We start from the raw sequence: 21,746 nt of genomic DNA on the forward strand, positions 1-21,746 counted from the left end.
TAGGTGGATTTATGTCTGAAAATATTAAGGGTTTGATTAATCTACAAAACAAGCTTAAGAAGTTATCAGATGATAAGAAAATTAATAAAGTTATAAGTGATGTTGAAAAAAAGGCGGTTTCATCTAAAGATGCTAAAGAACTTATGATTAAAGCACTTCAAAATGATTTAATTAATAAACTGTAATTTCATATCCTTAAATAAAATAATTTTTATTTCTACGTGATATTTCTTAAAAATATTATTGTTTCTTAAATTTTTATCACCTCGCAAAACGCGAGGTTTTTTTCGTCGTTAAAAAAGGAGTCCAATCATGGGCGTATTAACACAAGGTACTGAAACATGGGTGAAACATGGTTCACCTGCTGTATTAACTAAAATTGAATGTATTACTGAATTGTCGGTAGGCGATGATAGTGTTACTGAAATTGAAACAACATGTATGGAAGAGCGCGAATCTTCAACTTCAGAATATGGTTTAGTTAAACCAGGTGAAGGTAGTTTGAAAATCAATACTGATCCTGAAAATGAGACTCATGTTACGATTTTAAATTTGGCACAAAATAAAGAAAAAGTTGAAGTTTTTGTTGGCTGGGCTGATGGCACTGTTGCACCAACTTTACAAGGCGATGTTGTTACAGTACCGCAAGGTCGTTCTTGGACACAATTCCAAGCTCAATTACGAAAAGGTCCACCGATTTTCGATAAAGATTCATTGGTAAACCATACTATTCCAATGAAACGCCAAACCCCAGCATTCGATACATTGAAAACCGTTTAAGGTTTTTTAGCATCATTAATAAGCCTGCTTAGCAGGCTTATTTTCTTTTGGAAAATTAAAAAATGAAGAAACTAAGTGCGGATCAAATCAAGTCAGGTATTTTGCTTGGTAAGCCAGAACAAGTAACAGTCCAAGTTTTGGTAAATGGTGAAGAATCAGAGTTTACAACCTATATCAAGCCTTTTAACTACCAATCTGCTGTAGCAAATATGAAAGCATACGGAGAAAATAAAGAGGCTCTGGCAGGTATTCTAGCGAGTTGTATTACAGATGAGCATGGTGTTCCTACTTTCACTGAGGATGAAGTACGATTACACTTTAGCCAAGCATTAGTTGATATCATTTGGGTCAAAATTGTTGAAATTAATGTCATGGGAAAGCAGACATTGAAATCGACGACAGAGAAGAACTCCTCATCGAAATCGCAATCGCAACCTCAAGATCAATTGAAGAAGTCAAAACAACCTTCACCCACAAAGAAATTAGAACCTGGGCCGCTTACCGACAAAAAAGAGGTAGCCTCAACATAGGTTTGCGTTTAGAAGAAGTGATGGCAGAAATGAAGCTCATGTTTGCGTCATCTAAAGGTGTAAAAGGGCTTCAAATTTATGATTATTTACCACACTTTGATAAACCACCAGCGCTTACTTTTGAGCAAGAACGTATGCAAAAAATGAAAACGTCACGCTAATTATAACGAATTAAAAAAGCACTTTTAAAAAAGTGCTTTTTTAAAATAAATTAATAACTTTTTTCTGATGTAATATTATATATATTGTTTGAACTATTAAATTGATATGTTTTTATTTTATTATATTTAGTAAATTTATCTGTTTTTTCATCATAAATATCTCCTTTGAATTTAATTTCAATAGGGTAACTTTTTAAATCAGGTTGATCAGTTTTAACTTTATATTCACCCTTAAAGCTATAATTTAAAGGCGAGTTTTGGTCGTAAGTGCCTTCATTACTTCCTTCAACAATATCAATATTGTATCCTTGAATAGCATCATCTCCTAATTTAATAAGATGTAGTAAAGTATCTGATCCGCCATCATTTGAATAGGTATATGAGTCATCGAAGAAGCCAACATCATTTTTACCTATTTTGACAATTCTTGAAGCTAGATTTTCAACATTTAAATTAATAACTCCATATTGACTTGGTGGAGTGTATGAATTGATATTTTTAGAGACTAAATCAAAATTACCTTGATTATTTTTCTTAAAAATCATGAGGTCAGCATTACCTTCACAGGCATGACAACCTTCACTAAACTCATAGAAGTTCGAACTTTTTTCTACAAGTTTTCCGTTTTCAATTTCACTTACTGCTTTACCAATTTCACGTTTTTCAACAAAAATTAAATATCTATCTTCACCAGAGTTATTTTTAAAGACTTCTGCGGGATGGAGTATGGCTAAATATTCTTCACCATTTTCTTCGATTCCAATATGAGGAAGTTTAATTTCGTCTTCATCTTTACTTTCAAACGTAGCATGAAACATAGATGGATAAAATGAACGGAATATCGATTTTGTTTCTAAATCATCTACTGTTACTGCAAAAGAATGGTTAATTAAAAAAAAAGAAGATAGCAGTAATAATTTTTGTTTCATTACCTTGATTAACTCTAGTATTTGTAAAGTATGCCCAATTTAGCAAAGCAGTAACTTGAAATCTAGTTAAATCATAATTTAATCATTGACGACCGCTAGGTCGTTTTTTTTGCCTGGAGATAAGTATGGCTGCAACTAATTTAGGAATTCTGAACATAGACTTAGTTGTTAATATTGTTAATTTTATTGAGCCTATTAACCAGGCGGAACGCAAAGCGAAATCAGCCAGTGAGACGATTGGCCAAAGTTTTAAAACAATTGGCTCTACCATGAAATCTGTCAGTGATTTCATGAATAATCAGATTGTTGCTGGCCTCACGTCAACCGTAACACGTGTAATTGATACAGGTAGTGAAATCAAAAAGTTGGCTCAGCTCACCAATACAAGTACTTCATCCTTCCAATATTACGCAAAGGGTGCAGAAACTGTAGGAATTAGCATGGATAAGTTTGCAAACCAGTTAAAAGGTATGCAACAAAATATCGGCAATTTCCAACAGACTGGAGGTGGTCCATTAGCTGATTTCTTTAAAAATATTGCACCTCAAGTTGGGGTAACTATTTCTCAATTCCAGAAACTTTCAGGCCCAGATGCATTACAGCTTTATTATGATTCTCTTGTTAAAGCGAATGTTAGTCAGGAAAGTATGCAGTTTTATATGGAAGCCCTTATTTCAGACTCGACTGCGTTAATTCCTTTACTGGAAAATGGTGGCGCGGGATTTAAAAAATGGGGTGATGCAGCACAAAGAGCTGGGGCTATCATGGATGATGCGATGATAAAAAAATTATCGCAAGCTAAAGAAAACTTACAAATCATGGATTTGCAATGGCAGGGACTTCAGGCCACGATGGTCAATGGAATCATGCCTGTGTTTATTGCTGTAACTTCTCATATGGACACCATTACTGCAGCAGCGGTTGGTTTGGGTGCTGCTCTAAGCGTTAAACTTGCAGTACAGGGTGCTATGGTAGCTAAAGAGTTTGCTGTGGGAGTAGTTGAAAGTATTCGCTATGAAATAGCTCTTGCACGTATGGCAGGGGTTTCTTTACAAACCGCAGGTGCTATGGGGGTATTAAGAGGAGCTATGGCATTTCTTGGAGGGCCTGCTGGTATTGCAATGCTTGCTCTTCAAGCAGTAGTTGCTGGAGGTGCTTATTACCTAATGACCCGAAAAACCGAGGAGGCAACGGAATCCTTTGATGAACAAAAGGTATCACTCAAAGAATTAATTAATCACTACAATAGTCTTAGTGTTGCGAAAAAACAAGCTTTCGTCTATGAAGCTCAAAATAAACTTAAAGATAAAAATGAAGTTTATCAAGATGCGAAAGAGGCCTTTTATGATAGCGCTGTTGGGATTGCTTATGAGTCTGCAAATAGCCAACAAGCTGTTAAAGTAATCGATGATCTAGTTCAAAGATTTAAAAATGGAAACATCTCTGCTTCTGATTTTGCTGATGGTATGGCTACTTTAGGTATTTATACAAAAGAACAAATATCCACAGCAGTACTATTTGCTGATAAAGTTGATAATGCGAAAAAAGCAGTAGATGAGCAAAAAATGAGAGTTGATGCCTTATCGGGATCAACTGAGCAAAATAGCAAAGCTCAGGGAGACCTAAATGTAGCTTTAGAAAATCAGGCTCGTTTACTGGGTATTATGCCTGATAAATGGAATGCGTATTCACAAAAACAACGCGATGCTTTAACAAATATTCTGACTAGTCAGCAACGTCAGAAGTATATTGAAGCCAATATGGCAGCAGGTTGGTCAAAAGAACAGGCAGAACACGCTGCAAATTATCGTGAACAAGCTGGATTGGGATATACAGGTAAAACTCTTGATGGCAATCAGTTAAGAATTCTCAAGGGCGATTTTGAACGTAAAAACTATACTTTTAATACTAACGATAAGAAAAAAATTAATGGGGCAAGGCTGTTTGTTTCTAAAAATAATTTAGAAGAAATTGCAAAAAAGGAAGGGCTTCCTGCTGGTCTTTTAACAGGCTTAATTGCTACCGAATCTGGTGGTAAGAATCTTACAAGTCCGACAGGTGCAACAGGACCGTTTCAAACAACCTCAGTTTTTCGTAGACAACATGCTAAAATTTTAAAAGCTGGTGGGTATTCCGATGCTGCTTATACTGAAGCCGTTTCTCAAGAATTGTTAACAGCATATGAAGAGTTTGGTAATTGGTCTGATGCATTAATGGCTTATAATGGAGGAGTTGCCGGAACAAGAGCATTTAAAGAAGGTAGAATTTCAAGCCAAGTTAAAACTAAAAGCGGTCATAAAATTATAAATGGAAAATTGTATTTGTCGCCTGCTAAAGCAAGAGAAATGCAGAACTATCCGAAAACTGCATTAAAATATACAGCTGGAGCTAACAATAGTTCTACCGTTGATGATTCGATGGTTAATCCTTCTCAAGCTGATCAGCTTAAAACTGAAGAAAATCTTATTGCTTTAAATAAAGAAAAAGCGATTAAAAAAGCTAATGTTGCTGCTATTTATGCAACACCACAGGAAAAGTTCTCAAAAGAGCATCAAGATCATATTGATCAAATTACTGAAACCCATGGAGGTACCCCTGAGTTTCAAAAGCTAATTGACCAAGAAAATGCTTTGTATGCTGCACAACTTGCAAAATTTGAGTCTGATAAAAAGGAAGAGTACAACCAATACTTCGCTTTTGAAACAGATCGAATTAAACAAATTGAACAAAATTATGATCGCCAAAAGGAGTTAATTAACTCTAATGCCGAGTATGAGTATGGAAAATCTAAAGATGCTTTGAAAATAAAAGAGGCATTAGACCGTAAAAAAGGCCTTGAGATCGAAGCAGTTAAAAGAGAAGAGCAGCAGCAAGTCCAGGCAGCCATCGCAGCTTATCTGAGTGAAACAGAAATTGTATTAAACCGTTATAAACTTGAACGGGAGGAAATTCAAAAAAACTCACAACTTACAGAAGAAACACGAGAGAAGTTATTACAAGCGAAGGACATGGCAATAGCTGATGTACTCACTAAGAATAATCAGAAAATGGAAGACCACACTATAAAAAGTCTTGATGTCGTATCTACAAAAAGTGATCCGAATAAAGCTGCGTGGGATTCCTTGCAAAATCAATATAATGCTGCAAATGGTTCTATTGATCAAGATTACCGTGATCAGCGAGCAGGTATATTTTTAGCAACTGATGATGAAAGTGAACGTAGTGCTCAATTATTAGCTGCACATCAGGAATATCTACTAGCGAAATCAGCTTTAGATGAAGAATATGCGCAACGTGAAACTGATTTAACTCAACAACAATTTGAAACAAAAATGCAAGTCTACTCACAGATTGCGGGTATGACTGGACAAGTATTTGATCAGATGGCCAATATGGTCGCTGAGTCAGCAGGTAAATCGAATGCTTTATATAAAACGATGTTTTTAGCTTCAAAAGCAGCGTCAATTGCTCAAGCAATTGTAAATACTGAAGAAGGTGCAACTAAAGCCTTGGCTCAAGGTGGTGCATATGGCTCAATCTTAGCTACTTTTGTAAGAGCTACAGGTTATGCGTCTGTAGGAATTATGGCAGCACAAACAATTCAAGGCTTTGCAACTGGTGGACAGATTAGAGGTTTGGGCAATGGTTTAAGTGACAGTATTCCTATTTGGGCTTCTAATGAAGAGTTCATGATTAAACAATCTTCTGCTAAGAAGATTGGCTTGGATAATCTTAATTATATGAACCAAACAGGTGAATTGCCTCAAACAGAGTCAAGTCAGATCATTGTGCCTCAACTTGCTGAACTACCTCCAACTGGAAGCACGGTTAATGCTCCTGTATCAGTGAATGTAACAGTAAACTCCGATGGTAGTAGTCAAGTCGACTCATCTGGTCAATATAAATTAGTTGGAGAAGTGCTTGGGAATACAATTCGACAAGTATTACTTCAAGAATTACGTCAAGGTCGGATTTTATATAATGCGATTCGTGGGTAAAAGATACTAACTTGTTATTCTAAAAATAATAGATTCAAGAGATTATTTAATGCGAAAAAAATTTTCTAAATATTTTGAATAACCTTTATTAATTTATAGTTTCTTTTTTCTGAAAACTAAAGTATAGTGTAACTAAGATGGTCGAAATATGAATTCGATATACATTAAAAGCTAACTTTAATTTTGAAGTTAGCTTTTTTATTTTTAATACTATTATTTAAAATTTTCAGATTTTTGAAATATATCTTATTTTTGGGTTTAAATATTTTTTAATAGATTTTGTTTGGTTTTTTATTTTTAATTTATATTTTAATAGGGTAAATGATAAATTATTTATCATTTAAATGTTGTTTGAATAAATATTTATATAATTGCTCTGTATATTTTAGGAATATTTTTATGAGTACCCTTAAGTTTACTTGGACACAAGATTTAGATGGTAACTCCCAAAAAAATACATTTAATGTCTTAAATGCAAATTTTGGAGATGGTTATGAACAAAACGTAAGTGTCGGTATTAATAATTGTTCTCGTCAGTGGCAATATACTAAGACTGACACCGAAAAAAATATTTTAGAGATTAAAAACTTTTTTGATTTACATAAAGGTTCAAAATCATTTTTTTGGAACTCACCTTTAGATGGTGAAGTACGTGTAAAAGTGGGTGAATATCAACCTGTTCATTTAGGTGGTGGTTGGTGGCGTATTAGTACAACATTTACCCAAGTTTATTATCCTTAAATACTTATTCACTTATGAGCCCCTTAAAAGGGGCTTTTTTTATGGAAATAAATATGTCTCTCGTCAGTGATTTTCAGAAACTTGAACTAGATGGACTAATTACTCTTTATGAGTTAGATGCAAGGAATCTTGGTGCGGGTATTTTAAGGTTTCATGGCCATGCTAGTTTTAAAGATAATGGTGAATGGAAGCCAAATATTATTTGGCAAGGTGAAACTTATGAACCTCTTGCAATTAAAGTATCAGAACTAGAGTTACGTTCAGATGGAAAAGCATCGACTCCATCCTTAGCAATTGCAAATAATATTAATGGTATTCAAGGAGCTGTTTCTGCTTACTGTTTGCAATTTAAAGATTTTGCGGATGCTAAATTAAAAGTCATTATTACAATGGCTAAATATTTGGATCCATTAAACTTTTCAACTGGTAATCCAAACGCAGCAAATGAATCAAAAGAACAGATTTGGTACATAGAACAGAAAACTTCTGAAAATGCTCAGCAAGTCACATTTGAACTTTCTAATCCTATAGATAATGAAGGACGAGAAATTCCTGTTAGGCAGATTACTTCACTGTGCGAATGGGCATGTAAAGGTCGTTATCGAGGTGAAGAGTGTGGCTACACAGGTACTGCCATGTATACAGAAAAAGGCGAACTCACTGATGACCCTGCTCAAGATAAGTGTGGAGGTCGTTTAAGAGATTGCCGCTTACATTTTGGTGAAAATCAGCCTTTATCTTATGGTGGCTTTCCGGCTTCAAACTTGATGTAAAGCAGGTCGATTATGAAACTTTCAACAAAAATTAAAAAAGCGATTATGGTGCATGCTGATGAATGTTATCCGCTTGAATGCTGTGGTGTGATTGTAGATCGCCAATATATTCCTTGTCGTAATATCTCTGCTCAAAATGATCAATTTGAAATTCATCCTGAAGACTTATCTATGATTGAAGATCAAGGTGAAATTCAGGCATATGTTCATAGTCATCCAGATGGGACTACACGGGCTTCCGAATTAGACTTAACGCAAATTGAGTTACATAAAAAACCTTGGGTGATCTGTTCTTATCCAAATATTGATTTTCAAATATATGAACCATCTGGTTATAAAGCACCATTGGTAGGGCGTAATTATTATCATGGTTGGCAAGATTGTTATTCGTTAATTCGTGATTTTTATAGTCGTGAACTCAATATTTCATTAATTGATTTTGAGCGCGAAGATGCTTGGTGGGAACAAAAAGAACATCCTTCACTCTATTTAGAAAATTATGAACGAGCTGGTTTTTATGAAGTATCAGAACCTAAATATGGTGACATGCTCATTTGTAGAGTCGGGCGGACGGAGCATCCTAATCATGCAATCATTTGGTTGGGTGACCAAGGGAAATTTAAATCGGAACAAACAGAATCCTGTGTTGGCTCGTCGTTAATTCTTCACCATCCTTATGGACGTAAATCTGTAAGGGAGATTTACGGACCACAATGGTTGGATCGAACCGTGAAGATTTTAAGACACAAAAAAATGAATTAAACCGCCGTAAGGCATAATCCCAGAAACCTGCAAATGCAGGTTTTTTTATTTTCAAAAGAGGTAATTTCAATGGCGACTAAAGTAGCAAAACAAGTTTCAGTACTTGAAGCAGAGCTTGTAACTCAATTCAGTAATCAAGTGAATACTGTTCAATATAATAAAGGTATTAAGCTTGAAAACTTGATCCTGACTTATAATCGAGAAACAGGATTTTCGATTTTGATTGAAGAAGCTCAAACTCAAACCGAAGCTCTCTAATTTTAAAATATAAGGAGATATTCAATTGAATATCTCCTTTATTAAATCCAGGATAATCTCATGTTAAAAACAATCAAACTATATGGTGTATTAGCTGAAAAATTTGGAAAGCAATTTCAATTAGATGTTGTAAATACTCGTGAAGCTATGCGTGCATTATCAGTTCAAGTTCCGGGTTTTGAAAGTTTTATGTTACGTGCTCATGAGTCTGGACTTAAATTTGCCGTATTTTTAAATAATAAGAATGCTAAATATAAAAAAAATCATTCTTCAATTTATGATGCTGCTTCGAAACAGCAGATTACAGGAGATAATATCTCTGAAGATCAGTTAGATATGAATACCCAAGCCGACACCATTCATATTGTACCCCGTGTAGTAGGCGCGGGTGGAAATAGTGGAGTCTTGCAGTTGGTTCTTGGAGCAGTTCTAATCGTTGCAGGTGTAATGACTGGCGGTACAACTTCTGCATATGGAGTTGCTTTAATTGGTGCTGGCTCTGGCATGGCAATAGGTGGTATTTCAAGTATGTTAATGCCCCCAGTCTCAACTACTCAAGACCAAAACCAAGATGGTAACCGAGCAAATAAAGGATTTGGTAGTGCAGTAACTACAGTAGCGCAGGGGAACCCTGTACCTGTCCTTTATGGTCAGCGTGAAATTGGTGGTTTTGTCATCAGTGCAGGGCAATATCCCGAAGACCAACTTTAACTAGAAAATATATTTTGTTCAGGCGCTTATAAGCGCCTTTTTTATGCGTGAGATTTGTTATGTCAATTGTAAAAGGTTCAAAAAAAGCAAGCGGACAAGCGAGACAACCCAATATTGCTCCTGATTCTGCACAGTCAAAAACTCGCATAAATATTCTATATGGTCTGGCAGAGGGTGAGATTGAAGGATTAGCAAACGGCAATAAATCTATCTTGCTCGAAAATACTCCACTTGAAGATAACAATGGCAAATTAAATTTTGAAAATGTAAAAGTCGATTTTCGTTCAGGAACAAATGACCAAGATTATATAGAAGGCTTTCCTGCTGTTGAGAATGAAACTGCAATTGATGTTGAATTAAAGGCAGATACTCCTTGGGTTAAGTCTTTTAAAAATTTAGATTTAGATGCTTTGCGTATTCGATTTAAATGGGGACCCTTACGAAGTCAAGATGCCAAAAGTGGGGATGTGTCAGGAGTAACCATTGAGTATGCGGTGGACGTGCAAACTGATGGTGGTCCTTGGACTGAAGTTTTAAAAACAAAAATCTCTGATAAAACTTCTGCAAATTATGAGCGTGCTCATCGCATTAACTTACCAAAAGCTGATTCGGATTGGCTTGTTCGAGTTCGTCGCCTTACACCAAACTCAACTTCTGAATATATCAGTGACAAAATGTATATTGAAGCTGTCACTGAAGTTATTGACGCAAAACTGCGCTATCCGAACACTGCACTATTAGGTCTGCAATATGATGCAGAAACCTTTAATAACGTTGCTAAAATTGCCGTTGAATGTAAAGGTACAAAAATTAAGCTACCTTCTAACTATAATCCAGTTTCTCGAAAATATACTGGAATGTGGGACGGTACATTCATTAGTGCATATTCAAATAATCCAGCATGGATTTATTACGATATTTGTACCTCTGATCGATATGGTTTAGGTGATCGACTTACTCCATTTATGATTGATAAATGGTCTTTGTACCGTCTTGGTCAATATTGCGATGAATTTGTAAATGATGGTCAAGGGGAGCAAGAGCCACGGTTTACATGTAATGTATATTTGCAAAGGGCAGAGGAAGCTTATGAAATCCTAAAAAAATTAGCTGGAGTTTTTCGAGCAATTTCTTATTGGGATGGAAACAGTATTATCTGTGATGCAGATATTCCACAAGATACATATTTTACGTATACACGCGCTAACGTGATTGGAGAATTTGAATATTCCGGTACACGTGCTCGTGATCGCCATAATGTTGTAAAAGTTGCATTTGATAATCCAGCGAATCATTACAAAACTGAATATGAATACGTTCGAGATGAGCAGGCTATTTCAGACTCTGGTCAAATACGCATTTTAGATTTAAACGCATGGGGATGCACTTCAAGAGGACAAGCACAACGTGCTGGTTTATGGGCTTTAAAGTCTGAACAGTCTGAAACGAGAACTGTAACTTTTAAAGTTGGTCTAGATGGATGGATTCCTCAGCCTGGTCGAGTTATTGAGATTGCGGATGAGCTTTTTGCAGGACGTGCTAATGGCGGACGTGTATCTGCAATTTCTGAGGATAGATTTAATCTAACAATTGACCGTGATGATCTTGTCGCCAAGCCAGGTGATCGTTTAGTTGTTAATGGTGAAAATGGAAAAGCACAAACTAGAATTATTCAGTCTATAAGTGATCGTGTAATCACAGTCACTTTACCATTCGACCTAGGTTCGATTGCTGCGGAAAATATTTGGGTAATTGATGCCCAAGATTTAGCAACAATGAAATTCCGTGTTATTTCAATTCGTCAGGAAGAGAAAAATAAATTTACGATTAATGCTATTCAGTACAACCCTAAGAAATTTGATGAAATAGACAACGGTGCCCATTTTGAAGAAGTACCTATTTCAATTATTAATCCGTCCCTTCAAGACCCTGTAAGTGATATTTCAATTACAAGTGAAGACAAAGTTAATCAAGGTATTAATATCACAACAATGATTTTGTCTTGGAAACAAGCAAGAGGCGCAGTTAAATATCTTGTTGAATGGCGCAAAGACAACGGTTCTTGGCTTCGTTTACCACTCACAGGGAATAACTCTGTAGAAGTACAAGGGGTTTATTCGGGAAATTATCAGGCACGTGTTACTGCGATTTCAGCCTTTGAAGTTTCTTCATTACCGATTTACTCATCAATTACTGAATTAGTAGGTAAAAAGGGTTTACCTCCTAAACTAGAATTTATCCGTGCTACTGGTATTTTATTTGGTATGCAGCTGGATTGGAGTTTTCCTAATACAGGAGCCCAAGACGCAGCCTATGTAGAAATTAGGGTTTCTCCGGATGGTGCAAGTAATATTGTACCGTTAGGTCAGTTCGCTTATCCAACTAATACTCATAAAGTTCAAGGCTTACAGCCAAATCTAATTCAATATTATAGTGGTCGAATCGTAGATAAAATTGGTAATGTTGGCCCTTGGTCAGATTGGGTTAGCGGAACGACTATTGCTGACCCTGAGGCTGTATTAGATCTTATCTCTGGACATATTGCTGAAAGTGATCTTGCTAAAGAGCTTCAAGGCAAAATTGAAAATACGATTAATGTTGCAGAAGCGGCGGAGCAAGCCGCTAATAACGCACAAACTGCGGCTTCAAATGCTCAGACGGCAGCCACATATGCCAAAACAGCCTTGATAACAGCACAAACTGCGGCTTCAACAGCACAACAAGCAGCAAATGAGGCCAATGTCATTGCAGCTAATGCAAAAAGCACAGCAGATCAGGCATCAAGCACTGCATTATCAGCAAATACAACAGCAACGAATGCTAAAAATACGGCTAATGATGCCGCAACGGCTGCATCGAAAGTGGCTTCCGATTTAACTACTTCTACAAATCAGTTGAATCAAAAAATTGCAGATGAAACAAGTGCTCGTACAAGTGCAATTTCTCAAATGAAAGATGGCTTAACGGCAGAAACAACTCAACGAAAGTCGGAAGACGCTTCGCTGTTAAGTAATATTGAGACATTTAAAGCGAGTACTAATGGCTCTTTATCTAGTTTACAAACACAAATTAATACTAATGCCACTAATACAGGCGCAAACGCATCTAAGATTACTTCGCTGGACTCTCGATTAACAACAAATGAAAGCAAAACAGTAGATGCAATCAATGCAGCCGCAACTGCCCAACAGACAGCAAACACCGCTGTAACCAATGCTGCCTCTGCCGCATCTGCTGTAACAGCACTTAGATCGGATCTTAGTGGTGGTAAAGGGATTAACAGCATCATTGCACCGTTTTCTGACCCGCAAGAAATCTCTCCTTATATTTTAGGAGGTGGGCGAAATGTAGCACTTGTGTCGTCTTTGCTTAGATTAAAAGGCAAAGCTTATGACGTTACGTTTACAAGTAACGGCGGTACGTTGTATATCGGTAGCAATTCAACGGCATTTACCACAACTCAAGCAGCCGCCACAGTAAGCGGTGGTAAAAAGTATTTACTTAGCATGTACACTAAGTTACTGGATACCAGTAAAGTTGCTGATTTTTATGTAGGTATACTTTGGTTCAGACGTTTGGCAGACAACTCAGTAGTGATGTCGTCAGCTACTTGCTATAGTCAGCTTACGAACAATTTACGTGTAACTCCGTCAGCGGCTGGTGAAGTAGTAACATTTAAGTCGTTAGTAGCGCCAGTTGATGCATTTGCTGCGTCCATCGCGCTCAGCGCTAACGCAGTATTCAACACTGTAAATTCACGCTTCCTAGTTGACATGCTTATGCTCGAAGAGACATTGGGAGATGACAAATCTGCTTCCATGTGGGTTGCAGGGCCAGCAGATCTAGGAGCAATTAAATCATCACTTGACGCTAACGCAACGGCAATTACCAATCTGACAACTCGCGTTGGTAACGATGAAGGGACTATTACTAGCCAAGGCCAGTCAATTGCCCAGTTAAACAATAGCGTTACTACAATTAACAACTCTCTTTCATCTAAAGCGGATGCATCAGCTTTAAATGCGTTGACCAATAGAGTCACAACAGCAGAAGGCAATATTACAAGTCAGGGCAATTCGATCACCTCACTGCGAAATGACCTAAATACAACCAACGATAAAGTTTCTACGAAAGCAGACTCGTCTGCTCTTAATTCGTTGGATTCAAAAGTAACGAGTATTGACGGGCGTGTAACGTCTAATACTAGCGCCGTTACATCACTACAAAGTCGCGTTAATACGGTTGAAAATGGACTTGCAACAAAGGCTGAAGCTACTGCATTAAATAACTATTACACTAAGACAGAAGCAGATTCGGCCACTTCTGGCGCAATCAATACTTACAACAGTCAATTAAGTATTGGTGGCGTAAATGTGGTTGCTAATTCAGAGGCACCACGCACCTCCACGGCAGCCACTAATAAAGAATACTTGATGTACGAACGTAGTGCGGAATTAAAAGCCTTCTACGATGACAATCTTGAAAAACCAATCACCATCTCATTCGAAATGAGTACACCTGTTGTTGGAATAGTTCAAGTTTATTCTTCCAACTTATCTGCACATACATTTGCCATATCTGTAAATGTAATCATTCCTAATCAGTTTGTTAAATATACCGTAACGGTATATCCAAAAAACCATACTACAAGCACGACTGTTTCGACTATTGAATTTTACGGCACTTATGGTACGGGTCGCATTCCAACAATCCGTAAATTGCAGATTGAATCTGGCAACAAGGCAACAGCTTGGAGTCCAAGTCCTCGTGATACCAAAGCTTTAATCGATGTTAATGCCTCTGCCATTCAAACGACCCAAACGAAAGTAGACAATATCGATGGGCGTTTAAGTGCAGCAAATGACTCAATCACTTCTTTAAACTCCCGCATGTCGAATGCGGAAGGCAATATCAATAGCACTAATACTGCTGTTGGCGGTCTTTCGACTCGCTTGAATACCGCTGAGGGTAAGATCACAAACCAAAGTGATTCGATTACCAATCTTCAAAATAGTGTTACATCGATTAATGGGACGCTAAGCAACAAAGCTGATTCAAGCGCCCTTAATAATCTAACAAGCAGAGTTGATGCCACCGAAAAGAGTCAAACAAGTCAAAGCGGACAAATCACAGCTCTAAACAATAGCATTACATCCATTAATGGAGTTCTTACAACTAAAGCCGACAACGGTGCTTTACAGTCACTCGATTCAAAAGTTACCAACATTGGCGGCAAAACCGATCTCAATACAAGCTCAATTACATCATTGAGTTCTGCTTTAAATTCAGCCACTTCAAGCATCAATATGGGTGGCGCAAATGTACTTGCCGATTGGATTTTAGTGCCTGGCACAGTAGCGGAATACAAAGTCGTTTCTGAAGCTACAGCGTTATCAGGCAAAGTTTTACAACTTGGTGATAATGCGGGTAATGATCAGTTTTGGGGGCGTGCGAACAATTTAATCCAAATCGATGAAAATAAAACTTATCGTTTAAGAGCGCGTTATCGCCGTAAAACTGGCGCTGGCGTAATTTACCTTGGTGTAGCGCAGCTAACAGTTGATAAAAGCTCATACGTTACTGACACCAATGCGGTCACAACTTCGATGAGTTCGTCCAACTACACAATCGCTGGTCAGGCACCCGCACTTGGTGAATGGCAAGAAGTGGCGTGCTATTTAAAAGGAAGATCAGTTGGCGCAGCATCAGGCACAGCAACAATTAACGATCCTCGTAGTTTTGCAAAACAAGCTTATTTTATCTCACCTGTATTCATTGGGAACTATAATGGCGTTGCAGGCATTGTTGAGCTTGATTACTTAATTCTAGAAGATGCCGAAGCAATCGTAGGCAATCTTACGAATGCCAATGCCATTAATACACTGAATACAAATGTTTCGAATATTGATGGCAAAGTTGCCACTAATACCAACTCGATCACTTCTTTAAATTCTCGCGTTACCACTGCGGAAAATGGCATTACAGGCGCTAATAGTGCGATTAACTCGTTATCTACACGCATTTCAGATGCCGAAGGCAAACTTACAAGCCAAAGTAGCTCTTTGACTCAGTTAAATGATCAAGTTGGTAACTCTAAATCGTATTCAATTGTCACGTTCAGAAACGGCTCGGCAGTTGGAATCCCGCGTGATGGAGGTATTCATTCCTATAAGGGCAAAATTAATGGCTTCGGACGCAGTTTAAACCTTATCGTCTTTAAAAATGGCGATGTAAGTTCCGTTCAGGCATTTGACACTTACGGAGATATGGCCACTGCATGTACCAATTTAAATAATGCTATTCAAGCTTTAGCTTCGGGCACTTATTTTGCGATTGTAGGTGCGGATAACATTGGAAGTGTTTCAATCCACGCCGCTGCCGATACTTTGCGAACTACTCTTTTGGCATGTGGCGCAAGTCGTAGTTATTTAAATACTTGGGTAGGAAACTCTTTACCAATCTTTATCGGACGTAAAGATTTAGATGCAGGCAATGGCATGCTTGCCATGTTCGATTCGAGCGTAAACAATCAATGGATTGAGTACCCATTAACTTTTGTAAATGGCGCACCTCAAGGTATGGGTGACTCAAGAGCTATTACAGCCCAACTTGACGCTAACGCCTCTGCAATCTCAAGCTTGTCTAATAAAGTTACTCAGCAAGGAAGTGATATTACAACCCAAAGTAATGCTATTACTTCTTTAAATAATAGCTTGGCTGTGAGTGGAAAAGCTGGTGCCAACTTACTAATCAAGTCAAACGTAGTAGGGACTTATAACGGCGTTGCTTATCCTCATGTTCTTTATGAAATGGGTGAAGATTGGGAAGTAGGCGCGAAATATACCTTGCTTTGGTGTGCAGAGCATAAACGGGGAACAGGCGATACAACTTCTATTCTCTATGCATACGTCGGCGGTGGCATGCAATCTGTACAACCCGCCCCTATTAACGGTGGCAAAGTTGTTAACAAAGTAACATTTACAAAAGATGGGGTCGGCGTTGGCAAATACATCAACTTCTACATGATCAATCGTCCAACTGCTGATAAAAACTCTATCGGTACGGTTTATTGGGCGGTTCTAGTAAAAGGCGATTTAATTACAACGGACACTTGGGTTCCTAGTGCTTACGATTATCTCCCAGATACAAAAGCCAACTCTACGGCGCTTAATTCTTTAGATAGCAAAGTTACAAACATTGATGGTCGTGTGACCTCAAACAGTAGCGCAATCACTTCCTTAAACTCCCGCATTGCAAGTGCCGAAGGAAACATTGCATCTAATGCTAACGCCATTGCGAACACATACACTAAAGCACAAGCAAATGAAGCAACTGCAGGGCAAATTAATAGCTTTAACAGCTCGTTGGTAATTGGCGGGCGGAATTTAGTTCGTAATACTCAAACTGTACGTGAAGGTTGGAATTGGCTATTTGTTGAGCCACTTGTTGAGCCGTTAGTTGGGCAGTACACAATTAGTTTTGATATTGAAAACTTAGACGGAACCCTTACAGGTAGTGGTGTCGGTTTTAGAAATAACGACGGCAATTATAAATACTTCTGGTTGCCTGATTCTTCAACTGGTCATAAAACTATTACGATAAATATCGACAGTACAGGGTTTCAAAATTTTGGGATTTACTTCAATAGTAAAGTTCGATTGAAAAACGTTAAAGTCGAGAAGGGTTCTAAAGAAACTGGTTGGAGTCCAGCTCCTGAAGACGTAAAGGCTGATCTTGACGCAAATGCTTCAGCAATCAATTCTTTGGATAGCAAAGTTACACAACAGGGTAATTCGATTGCATCGAGCAGTAACGCTATTACTTCACTCAATAACAGCGTTTCCGCAATCAACAGCTCCCTTTTGAATAAAGCTGAAGCATCGGCCCTAAATGCTCTTTCTAGTAAAGTTACTACTGCCGAGGGGAACATCAATTCTCAGGCAAGTTCGATTACTTCTTTGAGCAATCAAGTTGGCAATACAAAATCATATTCAATTGTCACCTTTAGAAATGGTTCGGCAGTTGGAATTCCCAAAGATGGCGGTATTCATTCCTATAAAGGAAAAATCAGCAGCTTCGGACGTGGATTAAACCTCATCGTCTTTAACAATGGTGATGTGGTTAGCTGTACTCCATACGACACTTACGGTGATGTGGTTGCTGGATGTAACGCAATCTATGCGGCAATTAATGCGCTTGTGTCAGGCACTTATTTTGCGATTGTTGGTACAGATAATATTCGCAATGTGGGTGAATTGAATCCAAACACTTCATTGCGCGCCCTTTTGCTCGCTTGTGGAGCGGGAGATAAATACTTCCGATCATGGAACTGGAATGCCTTGCCAATCTTTGTTGGTCGCAAAGATTTAGATGCTGGCAACGGTATTTTGGGCATGTTCGATTCATCGGTTGCTAACCAATGGATTGATTACCCGCTAACTTTTGTAAATGGTGCGCCTCAAGGTATGGGGGATTCGCGTATTGTTACAACTCAGCTTGATGCTAACGCGGCGGCGATCTCTTCACTGACTAATACAGTTACACAACAAGGTAATTCAATTACCTCGCAAAGCCAAAGTCTTACATCCTTAAATAATTCCATTAGTGGAATTTACAAAGACATTAAGCTTTCAGATACTCGTAATGATAACCAACCACCTGCTTGGTATTGGCAAAACCACGGCTTAAAAATCGTTCGAGAATTTAAGTTTGCATCTGTACTTGGGCTAAGCGGCCTCATTCCTGATACGTTTGTGACACTTGAGACACAAGTATCATGGACTGACCCGTCAGGTGGTCCAATCATTCAAATTGCACGAGGGTCATCATCTCAGTTAACTGCCGAACGAAGAAGTGCCGATTACAACTCTTGGTATCCATGGTCGCAAGATATTAAGAGCTTAAATGCTGGTCTTGCAAACAAAGCGGACGCTTCTGCTTTATCGACGCTAGATTCCAAAGTTTCACTTATTGATGGCAAAGTTTCAACCCAAGCAAGTAGTATCTTAAATCTGCAAACCGCCGTTGGAGGAAACACAAGTGCTATCAATGAGCAATCTAAAACGATTAACGGCATCCAAGCGATAAAGACAATCACCATCGACAACAATGGTGTCATGTCTGGCTATGGCTTAATTTCTGAAATCATTAACGGTCGAGTGACTTCTTCTTTCGGTATTAATGCTGACAGTTTTTACATTGGCCCACCAAGTGGCGGTAAAAAGCCATTTATTGTTACAACAACCAATACCACAATTAACGGAGTGACTTACCCTCCTGGTACGTGGATTGATACTGCTTATATCGCATCGGCCTCAATCACGAGTGTGCATATCCAAGATGCCGCAATTACCAGTACCAAAATCCAAGATGCTACAATTACTACTGCGAAGATTCAGGACGCGGCAATTACTACTGCGAAAATTGGAAATCTTCAAGTTGATACGTTAAAGATCAAAGATAACGCGGTGACTGTTCCATCTTATTTGGTCGACTATGCGGCATTAAGCCAATCAGACATTGGTACAAATTCATCCGTTTTAATCTCTCAAGTTCAACTCACGGGAATTGATAAAGGGCAAAAAGTCGTAGTTTTTATCAACGCAGTTCCGTCAGAGGGAAGTCGAGAGGTTTCTATTGGAGCAAAGGGCAACGCTGATAACTGGGGCTCGCTTGAATTAGCTGTTTTTCTTAATGACACCAAGGTCAGAACAATTAGCACAGCTTACCCCGGCGGTCATTATGAACAGGTTTTGAATACTGGCGAAAGTGCAGGCGGTTATTCAACTCAGTACGTTCTAGACCCTCCTCGGCTAACTCTACCTCAACAAGCTGTGCCTTTGATGATTACAGCACCTGCTTCAAATCCAACTTTAAGTTTACGCATTTTTTCTTATGACCGAAGTGCTAAAGCTTTTAAAAACGGAGGCGGAGTTTCGTTCATCACATTAGGAGTAAAAAAATGATTTCAACTGAAAATGCAAATTTTATTGTTAATGGGCATGGGCAGTTAATAACCCAACTTAGCGGAGGTGCAGAGTTTATCTCTGCGCACCTCAGCGAGGGGCAATTCCTAACCACCAAACCGAAACCTGATGCTCTTAGTTATTGGGATTTCAAATTAGAAGATTGGTTACTGGCTCCGCAGCGACCTGATGCATATTCTAACTTTGATTTTATTTCAAAAAGATGGATAGATTCACGATCGCTAGAAGAAGTTAAAGCTCAGAAGTGGAATGAAATTAAACAAATGCGGGACATTCGAGAATTTGGTGGATTTGAGTATGGTGGCAATTGGTTTGATTCAGACATTAAGTCGCAAAGTCGAATTGCGACAGCTGCAATGTTAGGCGTGAATGTAGAGTGGACATTGAAAGATAATTCAACAATCAATCTTAACCCCGACCAACTTATAGAGCTGCGAACAGCATTGGCAAATCACATAAACAATACTCATGAACTAGGAAGAATTGCTCGCGCAAAAATTGCAGAAGCCTCAACAAAAGAGGAGGTAGATACGGTGGCTCTCGTTTAAAGAGCGAGTAATTTAATATTTTTAAGAGCAAATGAGCATAAAAATAATTACCGTATTCATATCGGTTGTAGTATTTATCATGATTGTTATGGCCATGATTAAACCAATTAAAATTAGCTTCATCACAAAGAGTGTGAAGCTCATTTGAAGCAAAATAACATTTAATAAACTGAAGATCACAGGCACCAACTAGGGTGCTTTTTATACCAAAGATTGGAGGAAGGCATGAATGAATGACCAAACAAATAGTGTGGTTGAAGCAGCTGCGAGTACGGCTGCGGCGACTGCAACAAAATTCACTTATGGTTATGTAGTAGGGGGGAGCTTGATCGGTGTTATTGGTAAAATTGATTGGGCCATCATCTTTTCAATCTTGATTGGCTTAGCAACCTTCCTTACGAATCTCTATTTCAAAAAGCGTGATGAAAAGCGTGCTAATGAGATTCATAAATTGCGTGTTGAGCAATATGAGCAAACTAAGAAACGATTGGAAGGGGATAAAAATGACAAGCGAACAGACTAGAGCATATCTGGCTTTTGCACTTGTGGCGCTAATGTTTGTATTGGTTATTGCCTTATTTTTTGTGAATATGCCGCGTGAGAATAGTAACTTGATTAACACAGCACTAGGCTTTATTGCTGGAGCAATGACAACTGCATGTGGTTTCTATTTTGGTAGTTCTGACCAGGAAAAGAAAAACAAAGCTAAAGATTCAAATCAATCGTAATTAACAATCTTTATATGCCGCCTTCGGGCGGTTTTTTTATGTCGAAGGAAAAGTGAAATGAACATTGAACAATATCTTGATGAGCTCATTAAACGTGAAGGTGGTTATGTAAACAATCCTGCAGATCGAGGAGGTGCAACAAAGTACGGAATTACTGAAGCCGTTGCTCGAACAAACGGATTCAAAGGTAATATGAGAGATTTGCCGCTTGAAACTGCAAAGGCTATTTATAAAAAGCAATATTGGATAGCTCCACGGTTTGACCAAATAAATTTAATTTCACCTGTAGTAGCTGAAGAACTTTTAGATACTGGTGTTAACTGCGGTATCAGTTTTGCAAAACCACTTTTACAGCGAGCTTTAAACTTACTTAATAACCAAGGAAAAAGTGATTGGTCCGATTTATCTGTAGATAGTATTTATGGACCAGCTACTTTGAATGCGCTTAAAGTTTATGTTGCTAAACGTGGTAAAGAGGGAGAGAAAGTTCTATCTAGAGTACTAAATATCATGCAAGGTCAGCGATATATTGAAATTGCAGAACGTAATCCTAGCCAAGAGCAATTTTTTTATGGCTGGATTGCTAATAGAATCTCATTTAACTAACTAATAATTTAACTAAACATGATAAAAATAAAAAAATGGTATCATTAAAAGTTGGTTTTACTTGTTTAAGATATTGAAATTTAATAAATAATTGGTGCGCTCGGCGGGGATCGAACCCACGACCCCAGGCTTCGGAAACCTGTACTCTATCCAACTGAGCTACGAGCGCACATGTGTGGGGCACATCATAGGAAAAAAACACCGGTAGGTAAAGCACGAAATACATACCAAGTGA

16 protein-coding genes and 1 tRNA gene are annotated in these 21,746 nt (G+C 38.1%); 15 read left to right on the forward strand and 2 right to left on the reverse strand.

Annotated elements, in window-relative coordinates:
* Window positions 1-11 precede the first annotated feature (11 nt).
* The 4 genes from I8T81_RS05905 (at window position 12) to I8T81_RS05920 (ending at window position 1,471) form a co-directional block, all read left to right on the forward strand.
* Entirely contained in the window at window positions 12-185 is a 174-nt protein-coding gene (locus tag I8T81_RS05905) for a hypothetical protein (protein WP_198072337.1), read from the forward strand.
* A 127-nt stretch (window positions 186-312) separates the two neighbouring features.
* Entirely contained in the window at window positions 313-780 is a 468-nt protein-coding gene (locus I8T81_RS05910) for a phage tail tube protein (protein WP_198072338.1), read from the forward strand.
* Window positions 781-842: 62 nt separating this feature from the next.
* On the forward strand, window positions 843-1,310 hold the full coding sequence (locus I8T81_RS05915) for a phage tail assembly chaperone family protein, TAC (RefSeq protein ID WP_151763807.1): 468 nt from the start codon (window positions 843-845) through the stop codon (window positions 1,308-1,310).
* A gap of 20 nt (window positions 1,311-1,330) precedes the next feature.
* A complete protein-coding gene (locus tag I8T81_RS05920) occupies window positions 1,331-1,471 on the forward strand; it encodes a hypothetical protein (protein WP_165395678.1) in 141 nt (46 codons plus the stop codon).
* A gap of 50 nt (window positions 1,472-1,521) precedes the next feature.
* Here I8T81_RS05920 and I8T81_RS05925 read toward each other — a convergent pair whose 3' ends face one another.
* Window positions 1,522-2,400: a hypothetical protein gene (locus I8T81_RS05925; protein ID WP_198072339.1), complete on the reverse strand. Its 879-nt coding sequence runs from the start codon at window positions 2,398-2,400 to the stop codon at window positions 1,522-1,524.
* A gap of 125 nt (window positions 2,401-2,525) precedes the next feature.
* On the opposite strand from I8T81_RS05925, the gene I8T81_RS05930 reads away from it, so the two are divergent.
* From I8T81_RS05930 to I8T81_RS05980, 11 genes are all read left to right on the forward strand, one after another.
* A complete protein-coding gene (locus I8T81_RS05930; protein ID WP_198072340.1) occupies window positions 2,526-6,398 on the forward strand; it encodes a replication protein in 3,873 nt (1,290 codons plus the stop codon).
* A 399-nt stretch (window positions 6,399-6,797) separates the two neighbouring features.
* Window positions 6,798-7,139: a phage tail protein gene (locus tag I8T81_RS05935; RefSeq protein ID WP_198072341.1), complete on the forward strand. Its 342-nt coding sequence runs from the start codon at window positions 6,798-6,800 to the stop codon at window positions 7,137-7,139.
* 53 nt (window positions 7,140-7,192) lie between these two features.
* On the forward strand, window positions 7,193-7,912 hold the full coding sequence (locus tag I8T81_RS05940; protein WP_198072342.1) for a phage minor tail protein L: 720 nt from the start codon (window positions 7,193-7,195) through the stop codon (window positions 7,910-7,912).
* A 12-nt stretch (window positions 7,913-7,924) separates the two neighbouring features.
* Complete coding sequence (locus tag I8T81_RS05945; protein ID WP_198072343.1) at window positions 7,925-8,674, forward strand: C40 family peptidase; 750 nt, start codon at window positions 7,925-7,927, stop codon at window positions 8,672-8,674.
* A 69-nt stretch (window positions 8,675-8,743) separates the two neighbouring features.
* On the forward strand, window positions 8,744-8,932 hold the full coding sequence (locus tag I8T81_RS05950; protein WP_198072344.1) for a hypothetical protein: 189 nt from the start codon (window positions 8,744-8,746) through the stop codon (window positions 8,930-8,932).
* Between the two features lie 60 nt (window positions 8,933-8,992).
* Window positions 8,993-9,643, forward strand: a complete 651-nt coding sequence (locus tag I8T81_RS05955) for a tail assembly protein (protein ID WP_198072345.1) — start codon at window positions 8,993-8,995, stop codon at window positions 9,641-9,643.
* Between the two features lie 59 nt (window positions 9,644-9,702).
* Window positions 9,703-19,608, forward strand: coding sequence for a TipJ family phage tail tip protein (gpJ, locus tag I8T81_RS05960; protein WP_198072346.1), 9,906 nt, complete (start codon window positions 9,703-9,705; stop codon window positions 19,606-19,608).
* Window positions 19,605-20,177, forward strand: coding sequence for a DUF4376 domain-containing protein (locus tag I8T81_RS05965; protein WP_198072347.1), 573 nt, complete (start codon window positions 19,605-19,607; stop codon window positions 20,175-20,177). The genes gpJ and I8T81_RS05965 overlap by 4 nt, the downstream gene beginning before the upstream one ends.
* 229 nt (window positions 20,178-20,406) lie before the next feature.
* On the forward strand, window positions 20,407-20,700 hold the full coding sequence (locus I8T81_RS05970; RefSeq protein WP_198072348.1) for a holin: 294 nt from the start codon (window positions 20,407-20,409) through the stop codon (window positions 20,698-20,700).
* Window positions 20,681-20,905, forward strand: a complete 225-nt coding sequence (locus I8T81_RS05975) for a hypothetical protein (protein ID WP_198072349.1) — start codon at window positions 20,681-20,683, stop codon at window positions 20,903-20,905. The genes I8T81_RS05970 and I8T81_RS05975 overlap by 20 nt, the downstream gene beginning before the upstream one ends.
* A gap of 57 nt (window positions 20,906-20,962) precedes the next feature.
* Entirely contained in the window at window positions 20,963-21,511 is a 549-nt protein-coding gene (locus I8T81_RS05980; RefSeq protein WP_198072350.1) for a glycoside hydrolase family 108 protein, read from the forward strand.
* A gap of 92 nt (window positions 21,512-21,603) precedes the next feature.
* On the opposite strand, the gene I8T81_RS05985 is transcribed toward I8T81_RS05980, so the two are convergent.
* Window positions 21,604-21,680: transfer RNA gene (locus I8T81_RS05985), tRNA-Arg, on the reverse strand.
* Between the last annotated feature and the right edge of the window lie 66 nt (window positions 21,681-21,746).

Source organism: Acinetobacter seifertii, assembly GCF_016064815.1.
Lineage (GTDB): Bacteria > Pseudomonadota > Gammaproteobacteria > Pseudomonadales > Moraxellaceae > Acinetobacter > Acinetobacter seifertii.

Coding starts and splice junctions, on each gene's coding strand:
- I8T81_RS05905 (WP_198072337.1), top strand. CDS start 12: ATGTCTGAAAATATTAAGGGTTTGATTAATCTACAAAACAAGCTTAAG.
- I8T81_RS05910 (WP_198072338.1), top strand. CDS start 313: ATGGGCGTATTAACACAAGGTACTGAAACATGGGTGAAACATGGTTCA.
- I8T81_RS05915 (WP_151763807.1), top strand. CDS start 843: ATGAAGAAACTAAGTGCGGATCAAATCAAGTCAGGTATTTTGCTTGGT.
- I8T81_RS05920 (WP_165395678.1), top strand. CDS start 1,331: ATGGCAGAAATGAAGCTCATGTTTGCGTCATCTAAAGGTGTAAAAGGG.
- I8T81_RS05925 (WP_198072339.1), bottom strand. CDS start 2,400: ATGAAACAAAAATTATTACTGCTATCTTCTTTTTTTTTAATTAACCAT.
- I8T81_RS05930 (WP_198072340.1), top strand. CDS start 2,526: ATGGCTGCAACTAATTTAGGAATTCTGAACATAGACTTAGTTGTTAAT.
- I8T81_RS05935 (WP_198072341.1), top strand. CDS start 6,798: ATGAGTACCCTTAAGTTTACTTGGACACAAGATTTAGATGGTAACTCC.
- I8T81_RS05940 (WP_198072342.1), top strand. CDS start 7,193: ATGTCTCTCGTCAGTGATTTTCAGAAACTTGAACTAGATGGACTAATT.
- I8T81_RS05945 (WP_198072343.1), top strand. CDS start 7,925: ATGAAACTTTCAACAAAAATTAAAAAAGCGATTATGGTGCATGCTGAT.
- I8T81_RS05950 (WP_198072344.1), top strand. CDS start 8,744: ATGGCGACTAAAGTAGCAAAACAAGTTTCAGTACTTGAAGCAGAGCTT.
- I8T81_RS05955 (WP_198072345.1), top strand. CDS start 8,993: ATGTTAAAAACAATCAAACTATATGGTGTATTAGCTGAAAAATTTGGA.
- gpJ (WP_198072346.1), top strand. CDS start 9,703: ATGTCAATTGTAAAAGGTTCAAAAAAAGCAAGCGGACAAGCGAGACAA.
- I8T81_RS05965 (WP_198072347.1), top strand. CDS start 19,605: ATGATTTCAACTGAAAATGCAAATTTTATTGTTAATGGGCATGGGCAG.
- I8T81_RS05970 (WP_198072348.1), top strand. CDS start 20,407: ATGAATGACCAAACAAATAGTGTGGTTGAAGCAGCTGCGAGTACGGCT.
- I8T81_RS05975 (WP_198072349.1), top strand. CDS start 20,681: ATGACAAGCGAACAGACTAGAGCATATCTGGCTTTTGCACTTGTGGCG.
- I8T81_RS05980 (WP_198072350.1), top strand. CDS start 20,963: ATGAACATTGAACAATATCTTGATGAGCTCATTAAACGTGAAGGTGGT.